Annotated in this window: 8 protein-coding genes and 2 pseudogenes; 1 reads left to right on the top strand and 9 read right to left on the bottom strand. The window is 67.5% G+C overall.

Features of this window, described 5'->3' with window-relative positions:
• Window positions 1-147, top strand: a pseudogene (locus tag ACXJKJ_RS29795) (group II intron reverse transcriptase/maturase); the annotation flags it as partial.
• Between the two features lie 378 nt (window positions 148-525).
• On the opposite strand, the gene ACXJKJ_RS29790 reads toward ACXJKJ_RS29795, so the two are convergent.
• From ACXJKJ_RS29790 to aroE, 9 genes and pseudogenes are all read right to left on the bottom strand, one after another.
• Complete coding sequence (locus ACXJKJ_RS29790; protein ID WP_457394878.1) at window positions 526-1,593, bottom strand: zinc-ribbon and DUF3426 domain-containing protein; 1,068 nt, start codon at window positions 1,591-1,593, stop codon at window positions 526-528.
• Between the two features lie 142 nt (window positions 1,594-1,735).
• Entirely contained in the window at window positions 1,736-2,632 is an 897-nt protein-coding gene (prmA, locus tag ACXJKJ_RS29785; RefSeq protein ID WP_457394875.1) for a 50S ribosomal protein L11 methyltransferase, read from the bottom strand.
• Entirely contained in the window at window positions 2,629-3,978 is a 1,350-nt protein-coding gene (accC, locus tag ACXJKJ_RS29780) for an acetyl-CoA carboxylase biotin carboxylase subunit (RefSeq protein ID WP_457394873.1), read from the bottom strand. Before accC ends, prmA begins: the two co-directional genes overlap by 4 nt.
• Window positions 3,979-3,987: 9 nt before the next feature.
• Window positions 3,988-4,446, bottom strand: a complete 459-nt coding sequence (gene accB / locus ACXJKJ_RS29775; RefSeq protein ID WP_056203557.1) for an acetyl-CoA carboxylase biotin carboxyl carrier protein — start codon at window positions 4,444-4,446, stop codon at window positions 3,988-3,990.
• Between the two features lie 60 nt (window positions 4,447-4,506).
• On the bottom strand, window positions 4,507-4,953 hold the full coding sequence (gene aroQ / locus ACXJKJ_RS29770) for a type II 3-dehydroquinate dehydratase (RefSeq protein WP_457394870.1): 447 nt from the start codon (window positions 4,951-4,953) through the stop codon (window positions 4,507-4,509).
• A 117-nt stretch (window positions 4,954-5,070) separates the two neighbouring features.
• Window positions 5,071-5,592, bottom strand: coding sequence for a TlpA disulfide reductase family protein (locus ACXJKJ_RS29765; protein WP_457354335.1), 522 nt, complete (start codon window positions 5,590-5,592; stop codon window positions 5,071-5,073).
• Window positions 5,589-6,176, bottom strand: a complete 588-nt coding sequence (locus tag ACXJKJ_RS29760) for a hypothetical protein (RefSeq protein ID WP_457354333.1) — start codon at window positions 6,174-6,176, stop codon at window positions 5,589-5,591. The genes ACXJKJ_RS29765 and ACXJKJ_RS29760 overlap by 4 nt, the downstream gene beginning before the upstream one ends.
• A 75-nt stretch (window positions 6,177-6,251) precedes the next feature.
• Complete coding sequence (mtgA, locus tag ACXJKJ_RS29755; protein ID WP_056203666.1) at window positions 6,252-6,965, bottom strand: monofunctional biosynthetic peptidoglycan transglycosylase; 714 nt, start codon at window positions 6,963-6,965, stop codon at window positions 6,252-6,254.
• Window positions 6,965-7,376: pseudogene (gene aroE, locus ACXJKJ_RS29750) on the bottom strand (shikimate dehydrogenase); the annotation flags it as partial. The gene mtgA and the pseudogene aroE, both read right to left, overlap by 1 nt.

Genomic DNA, 7,376 nt, shown 5'->3' with positions numbered 1-7,376 from the left:
GAGCTACTGACACTGGGAGCCACGCCTGCTGTTGCTCGACGTGTGGCGGCCAACAGCCGCTGCTGGTGGCGCAACAGCGCAAGGGCGCTCAACAACGTGCTCACCATCACCTGGTTCGACCGATGGCGCCTGCCCCGCCTCTCCTGACCTCAAACTCTCGAACCGCCTGGTGCGGACCCGCATGCCAGGTGGTGTGGCAGGGGTGCTTCCTATGATGGGAGCCCCCTATGCCGATTTCCGCCGTCCTTTTCGCAGGGCCGGGATGCATCTGCTAACGGCTTGTCCGGGCGATGCGGCATGGTCCTACAGGGACCGCGAACCTGCCGGCCTAAAGTCAATTCCGGGCGTAGACCCCTTGCCTCTCTCCCCGCAGCACGCCAGCGTGTTCCGGCCTGACGTCCGACGTTGGTCGAAGCGCTCAAGTCTCAGGGACTCGCATGGGCTCTGCGCCTTTCCCATTGGGACGGCAACGAGGCCATGACGCGGTGCGGGGTGGCCGTTGATGGGCAGTCGGAGTCGACGCTCTCAGGGGTAGAAGATGTTGACGCTGTAGCCGCTGACCTTCTGGCCACCCGTTCCGAACACCAGGCTCAAGGCCTGTTCAGAATCGGCATTGACCTGCGTCAGCACCGGGGTCAGGGTTTCGGGACCGAGCACGCGGCGGGAGAAAGCCGCGCCGCTGGCATCGGTCAAGCTCAATTCCACCCAAGGCGCGGCGACGTCCACGCTGGTCTTGTTGCGCAGCGCGAGATTGAGCTTGTAGCTGCCGGCGCCCACCGGGCTGAGCGCCGTCGATTCGATGCTGAGCGCCTCGATGCGCCGCCACGGTTTGACCTCGCAGCCGGCGGCGCTGCACAGCGCCTTCAATGGCTCGCGCAGGGGCGGGTGCAGGGCGGCAATGGCGTCGCGAAAGTGCAGCGTCACCTGCAGGGCCAGCAATGCGGCAAGCAAGAGGGATGCGACGCCGAGGGCCACACGCACGGCAGGGCGATTCCAGCGAGCGGTGTTCTCGGCCTTGCGCATGAACTCGGGCACGAGTCTGCCGGGCGCCTCGGCCTTGCCGGGCTTCTGCGGCTTGGCGGCTTTGGCGACCTTTGCGGGCTTGCCCGGCCGCTCCGCCGGCTCGGCCGTGATGGGAGCCATCTCGGCCATCGACGGTTCCGGCCCGGCATCACGCGCCACCATGGGCGGGGGGGCGGCAACCGGCTCGCTGGCACGGTCGTCACCCACCCAATGAGGCTCGGGCCTGGCTTCCTGCCGACCGTACTCGGAGGGCCAGCCGGTAGGCAAGGCCTCGGCACGGGGCTCGGGTTCGGGGGGCGGCATCCAGTCCGCTGGCGGTGTGTAGACCGGGGGCGGAGGTGGTGGAGGTGGAGGCAGGGGCAGGGGCTCGGGCTCCGGCACCACGGTGGCCGGCGCGTACTGTGGCGGCCAGGGCGGTGGAGCGTCCCGCTCGATGTCGAACAGCAGTTCGCGGGCGTCGAAGATCTCCGCGCAACGGCCACAGCGCACCCAGCCATCGGAGACGCGCAACTGGTCCTCGACGATCCTGAAGATCGTTCCGCAGGCCGTGCAGCGCGTTGCGAGGCTCACGGGTGCACCCTTCGCGCTGCGCGCTTGCCTGGCCGACGGAGCGGCCAGGCGTTCGCCAGGCATGAGATGCCCTCAGGGCGTCTCAAGTCCGGGCTCACTCCCGCCAAGCGGGAATGAGCACCTTCGGGCGGCCGTGCGGTGCTCATGCCGCTCGCTGGGCCGTCATCAGGATCCAGCCATCCTCTTCATCGCTGACTTCAAGCGCCAGCCACGGCGCGTAGGCGGCCTTCAGTTCCTCAGCCTGGCGGCTCAGGATGCCAGCCAGGATCAGGTTGCCGCCGGGCGCGACATGGGCGCAGAGCAGTGGTGCGAGCAGCTTCAGCGGTGTGGCCAGGATGTTGGCCATGACCAGCGGGTACTCGCCCTGGGCCAGCTCCGGCAGGCCGGGTTTCAGTGTGACGCCATTGGCCGCCGCGTTGTCGCGCGACGAAGTGACGGCAGCCGGGTCAATGTCGACGGCGTCGATGTCACGCGCGCCGTGCAGGGCCGCGCCAATGGCAAGGATGCCGGAGCCACAGCCATAGTCCAGCACGCGAATCCAGGGCTGGGAATGGGTCGCGATCCAGCGCAGGCACATGCGCGTCGTTGGATGCGTGCCTGTACCGAAGGCCAGCCCGGGGTCCAGGCGCATGACGCGTTGGGCCTGCGGCGGTGCCTCGTGCCAGCTCGGCACGATCCAGAACTCGGGCGTGATCTCGACCGGCGCGAACTGGCTTTGCGTCAGGCGCACCCAGTCCTGCTCGGGCACGGCCTGGATCGCCTGCACATGCACGTCAGACGCCCAATCCTGGGCCAGGATCAGCGTCGCCGCCTCGGTGGCCTCGGGCTCGGTGGGAAAGAGGGCCTTGACGACCGAGCGCTCCCAACCGGCTGCGGGCGCTGGCATGCCGGGTTCGCCGAACAAGGCGTGCTCAGCCTCGGTGTCTGCGTCGGCATCCTCCACCGAGACCGCGAGAGCGTCGATCTCCATCAGCGCATCGCTGACGATCTCGACGTCGGCCTCGTGGCAGACCAGCGCCAACTCGAAGAGGTTGCTCATCGCTTGTGGGCAGCCATCCAGCCTTCAAGGTAATGGATGGATGTGCCGCCTTCGATGAACTTGGCGTCGGCCATCAGCTCGCGGTGCAGCGGGATGTTGGTCTGGATGCCTTCGACGACCRTCTCGCTCAGCGCGATGCGCATGCGCGCCAGGGCCTGCTCACGCGTGTCGCCGTGGACGATGATCTTGCCGATCATGGAGTCGTAGTTGGGCGGCACGAAGTAGTTCGTGTAGGCATGCGAGTCCACGCGCACGCCGGGGCCGCCCGGCGCGTGCCACATCGTGATGCGGCCGGGCGAGGGCACGAACTTGACCGGGTCTTCGGCGTTGATGCGGCATTCGATSGCGTGGCCGCGCATCTCGATCTGGCGCTGCGTGAACGGCAGCTTCTCGCCGGCTGCGATCTTGATCTGCTGCTGCACGAKGTCGATGCCGGTGACCATCTCGGTGACCGGRTGCTCCACCTGGAYGCGSGTGTTCATCTCGATGAARTAGAASYSGCCGTTYTCGTASAGGAACTCGAASGTRCCGGCRCCGCGGTAGCCCATCTTCTTGCAGGCCGCCGCGCAGCGGTCGCCCACCTTTTCGATGTTKCGACGCGGGATGCCGGGTGCCGGCGCTTCCTCGATGATCTTTTGGTGGCGGCGCTGCATGGAGCAGTCGCGCTCACCCAGCCAGACGGCGTTCTTGAAGGTGTCAGCGAGGATCTGGATCTCCACATGGCGYGGGTTCTCCAGGAACTTCTCCATGTAGACCTCGGGGTTGCCGAAGGCCGCACCCGCTTCGGCGCGTGTCGTCTGCACCGCGTGCACCAGGGCCGCTTCGGTGTGCACGACGCGCATGCCGCGCCCGCCGCCGCCGCCGGCCGCCTTGATGATGACGGGGTAGCCCACCGATCGGGCGATCTTGATGATCTCCTTCGGGTCCTCGGGCAGGGCGCCTTCGGAGCCGGGCACGCAGGGCACGCCGGCGCGGATCATGGCCTGCTTGGCCGAGACCTTGTCTCCCATCAGGCGGATGGACTCAGGCGTCGGGCCGATGAAGGTAAAGCCGCTGCGCTCGACGCGCTCGGCGAAGTCGGCGTTCTCGCTGAGGAAGCCGTACCCGGGGTGGATGGCTTCAGCGTCCGTCACCTCGGCCGTCGCAATGATGGCCGGCATGCTGAGGTAGCTCTGGGCCGAGGGCGCCGGGCCAATGCAGACGGCCTCGTCGGCGAGGCGCACATATTTGGCGTCGCGATCGGCTTCTGAATAGACGACGACGGACTTGATGCCGAGTTCTCGGCACGCTCGTTGAATGCGCAGAGCGATCTCTCCGCGATTCGCAATAAGGACCTTCTTAAACATCGAGTGGCCTCACTCGATCACGAACAGCGGTTGTCCGAACTCTACGGCCTGACCGTTCTCGCACATGACCTTGGTGATCGTGCCGCTCTTGTCGGCTTCGATCTCATTCATGATCTTCATCGCTTCGATGATGCAGATGGCTTCGCCTTCCTTGACCTGCTGGCCAACGTCGGCAAACGGCTTGGCGTTGGGGCTGGACGCACGGTAGAAGGTGCCGACCATCGGCGACTTGACGATATGGCCGGTCTCGACCGGCGCGGCGGCCGGGGCCGCTGCGGCGGCGGGCATGGCGACCTGGGCCGGTGCATGGGCGACGGGAGCGGCGGCGTAGACCGGCTGCATGGCCACGGCGGCGGCCGGGTCAGCCTTGACGATGCGGACCTTGCCGTCGGCCTCGGTGATTTCCAGTTCGGAAATATTGGATTCCGAGACCAGGTCGATCAGGGTTTTGAGCTTGCGAAGGTCCATCTTGGCTCCAGGCGGTGTTGTTGTTGTGGGGGAAGGGAAAAGACGGCGCGAGACCGGAGGTCAGGCGCCAGCTTCCAACGATTCGAGGGCGTGGCGCAGCGCAAGGCGGTAGCCGTTGGCGCCGAGGCCGCAGATGACGCCCACCGCCAGCTCACTCATATAGCTGTGGTGGCGGAAGGCTTCGCGGCGGTGGATGTTGGACAAATGAACTTCGATGAAGGGCAGGGCGACAGCCGCCAGCGCGTCACGGATGGCGACACTGGTGTGGGTGTAGGCGGCCGGATTGATGATGATGAAGCGCGTGCCGTCGGTGCGCGCGGCCTGGATGCGGTCGACCAGAGCGCCTTCGTGGTTGCTCTGGAAGCTGTTCAGCGTGGCGCCGGCATCCGTGGCGATCTTGCCGAGTTCGGCATCGATCTGCGCGAGAGTCTGCGCGCCGTAGACCTCGGGCTCGCGGGCGCCGAGCAGGTTGAGGTTGGGGCCATGCAGGACGAGAACTTGCATCAAACATGTGGCGGCGCGCCTGCCCGAAGGTCTAGAGAGTCGCCACTAAATTGAGGAAGGGCGAACTTTACGCGTTTTGGACCCGATTTCCTGCTGGATAGGGAAATTCTCGGGGGCGCGTCAGCTTCGGGCCAATTGGCGCAGTTCTTCCAGGCGGCTCACGCCCAGACGCCGCCAACTGATCTCGCCGGTCTCGTCGAAAACGACGGAAAAGGGCAGGCCGCCGGCCGGATTGCCCAGTTCCCGCACCAGCCCCAGGCCTTCCGGCCCGGCCAGCGCGACTGCGAAGTCCAGCGGCGTCTTCTGCAGGAAGGCCTTGACCGGCTCGGCCTGATCCACCGCCAGGCCAAGGACCTGCCAGCCCTTGCCCTTGGCTTCCTTGTAGAACTGGTTGATCTCCGGCAGTTCCTTGACGCAAGGCGGGCACCAGGTGGCCCAGAAGTTGACCAGCAGGGGCTGGCCGCGCCAGCGGGCGACGTCCAGGTCGCTACCGTCCAGGGCAGGGAAGCGTCGCGCCCAGAATGCTTGGGCGACGACGGAAGCCACCGGTGGGTTCAGCTTGCGCCAGGCGAAGGCGGCGCCCAGGGCTGCGGCCCCGACGCCGGCGCCGGTCAGGATCAGGCGGCGGTTGATGGGCGTCATTCGGCGGCCTCCAGGAGGTTTTGCAGCGCGGCCAGGTCGCCGCGCTCGGTCATGCCGCGCGCGTCGGGCTTGAGGGCGCCGCGCAGGTCGTCGAAGTCCAGGATGGTCAGGCACAGCGTCACCCGCTCGCCCAGGGTGGCGCAAGGTGCATCCAGGATGAGCATGTCGACCTGCCGGCCACGGCCGGCTGTCGTTTCGGCCACGTCGAAGTTGATGCCGCGATCCAGCAACGCGATCTCGGCCGCCTTGCTGTCGTCGCAATACAGCTGCAGGTGAACATTGGACAGCCGTGTCGCCGTGCCGCGCCAGACGGCGCCAGTCAGGTGCGGGCGGAACTCGGCCAGGCGCGCCATCCACTGCGCGGCCAGCTCGCGCAGGGCCCGCAACTCGGCCGGCTGAGTGTCGGCATGGAAGATGGCGATGTGCTCGCGCACGGCGTCCTCGACCTCGTCGTTGCCGGGCAAGGCGGCGCGCGGCGCACCCAGGTCGCGGGCGGCGCGCTGCTTGGCCGGGCCCCAGTCCATGCCCTCGTCGACGATGAGGCGGGCGGCGGCAGCGGCGATTTCTTCGGTGAAGTCGCTCATGTCAGTGGCGCACGGCCGTCCGAAGCACTGACGCGCCCCCTCGGGGGGCAGTGAGCGAAGCGAGCGTGGGGGTGGTCATGGCGTTTGGGCGCTGTTCATGCGGCCGACGATGAGGCCGGCCCGGCCCATGACATAGGCCGAGCCCGGCTGGCGCTCGAAGCGCTTGGGCGCCGGCAGCATCACCGCCAGCCGCGCGGCCTCGAAGGCGCCCAGGCGTGACGCATCCGTGCGGAAGTAATGCCGCGCCGCGGCCTGGGCACCGAACAGGCCTTCCCCCCATTCGACACTGTTCAGGTAGATCTCCAGGATGCGCTGCTTGCTCAGCAGGCCTTCCAGCATCAACGTGAGGATCAGCTCCTGCCCCTTGCGCAACAGCGTGCGCTCGCCGGAAAGGAACAGGTTCTTGGCCAGCTGCTGGGTGATCGTCGAGCCGCCGATGACCTTGGCCACACCTTTGCCGCGAGCTTCCACGCGGGCCTGTGCCTTCTCGTTCTTCTTCCAGGCGCCCTTGAGGGCCTCCCAGTCCACGCCGCCGTGCTGGGCGAAGCCGTCGTCCTCGCTGGCTATGACGGCGCGCTTGAGCGTGGTGGCCAGTTGGGCGTCGTTCACCCACTGCTGGCTCCAGGCGACCTGCTGTTTTTCCTTCAACAGGCGCACGGCCTCGCTGCGCTGGAAGCTGGTGGACTGCGGTGCGAGGACGTTCATCAGCGCGATCCGGCCGGCAAACCAGAGCTGCAGGCAAATGACGGCCAGGGCCAGCACAGCGACGAGTCGGCCGATGTGGCGGATCACAGCGCGGCCCTCAGCTCGGATCTCAGCGCTTTCAGCACCGGCGCCGTGTCCGGCCGCACGCCGCGCCAGAAGAAGAAGGCCTCGGCCGCCTGCTCGACAAGCATGCCCAGGCCATCGCGCGGCTCGGCGCCGTGGGCGGCGGCCCAGTCCAGAAAACCTTGCGCCTTGGGGCCGTACATCATGTCCAGCGCCAGCGCGCCGCGGGCCAGCACGCGGGCATCGACCGGCGAGGACGCGCCGGCGAGGCTGGTGCTGGTGGCGTTGACGACGATGTCTTGCGCAGCGGGGGCCTCCGCCAAGGTGACCGCGGCAAGGGGGACGCCCAGGTCGGCATGGCTGGCCACCAAGGCCTGGGCCTTGCCCACTGAGCGGTTGGCGATGGTGATGCGCGCCGGCCTGGCCGCGATC

The organism is Roseateles sp. P5_E1 (genome assembly GCF_054049335.1).
This window is presented reverse-complemented; position numbering and strand designations above follow the sequence as displayed.

What these genes read in the sequence shown, in the direction of transcription:
- prmA (WP_457394875.1), bottom strand. Translation starts at nt 2,632, where the DNA reads ATGAGCAACCTCTTCGAGTTGGCGCTGGTCTGCCACGAGGCCGACGTC.
- accB (WP_056203557.1), bottom strand. Translation starts at nt 4,446, where the DNA reads ATGGACCTTCGCAAGCTCAAAACCCTGATCGACCTGGTCTCGGAATCC.
- ACXJKJ_RS29765 (WP_457354335.1), bottom strand. Translation starts at nt 5,592, where the DNA reads ATGACGCCCATCAACCGCCGCCTGATCCTGACCGGCGCCGGCGTCGGG.
- ACXJKJ_RS29760 (WP_457354333.1), bottom strand. Translation starts at nt 6,176, where the DNA reads ATGAGCGACTTCACCGAAGAAATCGCCGCTGCCGCCGCCCGCCTCATC.